Annotated in this window: 3 protein-coding genes and 1 pseudogene; all 4 read left to right on the top strand. The window is 34.5% G+C overall.

Annotated elements, in window-relative coordinates; translation table 11 throughout:
• Positions 1–287: 287 nt before the first annotated feature.
• Positions 288–596 (top strand): NVEALA domain-containing protein, encoded by a 309-nt coding sequence (locus BHV83_RS21055; RefSeq protein WP_370686468.1) that lies wholly within the window; start codon positions 288–290, stop codon positions 594–596.
• Between the two features lie 63 nt (positions 597–659).
• Positions 660–1256 (top strand): hypothetical protein, encoded by a 597-nt coding sequence (locus BHV83_RS21050; protein WP_005637767.1) that lies wholly within the window; start codon positions 660–662, stop codon positions 1254–1256.
• Between the two features lie 12 nt (positions 1257–1268).
• Positions 1269–2327, top strand: a complete 1059-nt coding sequence (locus tag BHV83_RS21045) for a BF3164 family lipoprotein (RefSeq protein WP_005637769.1) — start codon at positions 1269–1271, stop codon at positions 2325–2327.
• A 12-nt stretch (positions 2328–2339) separates the two neighbouring features.
• Positions 2340–2456 (top strand): annotated as a pseudogene (locus BHV83_RS21040) (NVEALA domain-containing protein); the annotation flags it as partial.

The raw sequence follows: 2456 nt of genomic DNA, 5'->3' as shown, positions 1-2456 counted from the left end.
GCGAAGCCGGGAGAGCGGCTTCGTATTGAAGTCAGGATGACACCGAAAGACACAGGCTTTTTCGATGAAATCGTCACACTTAAATGTAACACAGCAAGTCCTGTCAAAGTAAAAATAAGAGGCCAAGTTCAGTAATTGAACGAAAGGGAGCCTGCCTGAAAAGCCTCAGAAACTAGCAAGCTCCCCGAAACCCCTTAGAAAGGAGGTGTATGATGGTAATATAAACCGGACAAAACAGAATGATGCAAGTTCAGTACATCATTTGGCTATCTTGTTGCTTTAAAAGAATGAACAAAGATAGGGAATTTACTGAATCAAAAACGATAAAACAAAATACGAAAATGAAAAAGCGTATACTTGGAGCAGCACTTTTAGTAGCAATAGCAGTGGCTGCCGGCTGGAATTACAATCAGAGTAGAAATGAAGTGCCGCTGTCAGATTTAGCATTAGCTAATGCGGAAGCGTTAGCCCAAGGCGAAACAGATTGGGGAAATTGTACTTATTATGGTTGTATTGTTGATTTTAGTAGTACCTGTAATGTATATTCATCCATTTGGGGAAATTTAATAAAAGTTTGTCCAAACATGAGAGGATAAAACGTGTCGAATAAAGAAAGTGACTGAAGGAGCCTCTTCAGCACTTTCTAAAATAAATATACCATGAAATTAATCATCATATTATTATTGTTTCCCTTCGTCACATGGGGGCAAAATCTATTTCCATCCAAAGGTGTTCGCCGTACGACAACCCCTAACAATGGAAAGTTCGTAGATAGTCCGTCTTTCAATAGTGAAAGTAGAACTATCAGTAATAAAGCGACTAAAGAAAAAACCAACTACAAAATCTACACAAAGGAATACGTGGATCAAAAACATATACCAGATGAATTTGAACTGACTGAATTTGCTTATCCGAAAAAAGGAAGTACTGTGTCTTGGATCTTGACTCCGGATACATCAAATTGTCGACATGTGAAAATTTTCTCTTTTTATAGATCTGGCTCCATGTCTCTTCGAGAAAAAGTAACAACTGATTTGAACAAATATTTCGACTATAAGTTTTTCGACTATACCAAAGAGATGATTTACAATAAAGAGATTCCGTTATTGATCATATATGAGGCTGATATAGAAGATAGGATCAAACAAAAAACATTAAAATCCTTTTTGCATGACGGGAAATTGGATCCGAATGAAAAAGATCTCATCACGTCAAAGTTAAATCGTTACATAATAGTATATTATATAGCCAATTAAAAAATAAAGGTTATGAAAATTGCAAAATTTATCAGTATATGTATTTTTATTACATTTTGTTCTTGTAACAACAAAGGAGTTTATGAGAATTGCATATCTTTCAAATTGACAGATTTCTTGGATAAAGGCGAGATTAAAGGCACTGATCTTCAATTTTCTAAAGAGGTAATGCGTCCGACAGCATTACATATAGAAGATTCAATCCTTATTCTAAAAGAAGATATGGATGAACATATATTGCATATGTATAATGTTAATACAGGAGAGAAAGTTAACACATCTATTTCTTTTGGAAATGGCCCTGGAGAATTTCTTCATATACAACAAATACAATCATCTGACAGCCTATTATGGCTATCAGATGCACAAAGACCATTCATATCTGCTTATCGTAAAAAAGACATCTTATTTTCAGATACTATATCACCAACAGCAATAAAAGAAGTTATGCTGCCTGATCTTTTTGGGAATATCGTTATTTTACCCAATCACCATTTTATGACAACAGCTTATAATAGTACTCAAAAGCGTTTATCATTCTACGACTCAGAAGGCAAATTTATAGAAACAAAAGGTGAATACCCGGAATATGGAGAGATATTGACCCCTTTTGAAAAAATAGAAGGACTTTCCTGTTATGCTACCCTGTCTCCGGATAAAAATGGGATCTTCCTTTTTTATAAACAAACAGATTTAATAGAGCTATATGATATATATGGCAATTTAAAAAAAAGAATACAAGGTCCTGATTTGTTTTTTCCAGTAATCAAACAGACTATTCAAGATGAATCAGTTCATGTTAATTCTGTTTCAGGGCAATCACGAGATGCATATTTTTCACCTTTATCCATAAATGGGAGAGTATATGTTTTATACTCTGGGATCTATTTTAATCGTGAAAACCACAAATATCTAAAAGATCAACTTTTTGTATTTGACGATAAAGGAAATCCTCTACAACGATATACATTGGATTCGCCTATTTTCACCTTTACAATCAATCCTACGACAAATAAATTGTATGGATTAAGTGATAATCCTGAATTTCATGTGATAGAATATCAATTATAATTAAAGAGAAACATGGGAAAGAAAATCATCGGCGTAATCGCTTTTGCAGCGATCGCCGCCGCAGGCTGGAACTACCAGCAAAACAAAAATGAGGTTCAACTCTCTGACTTGGCATTGGAAAATGTCGAG

This window comes from Parabacteroides sp. merdae-related_45_40 (assembly GCF_001915675.1).
This window is presented reverse-complemented; position numbering and strand designations above follow the sequence as displayed.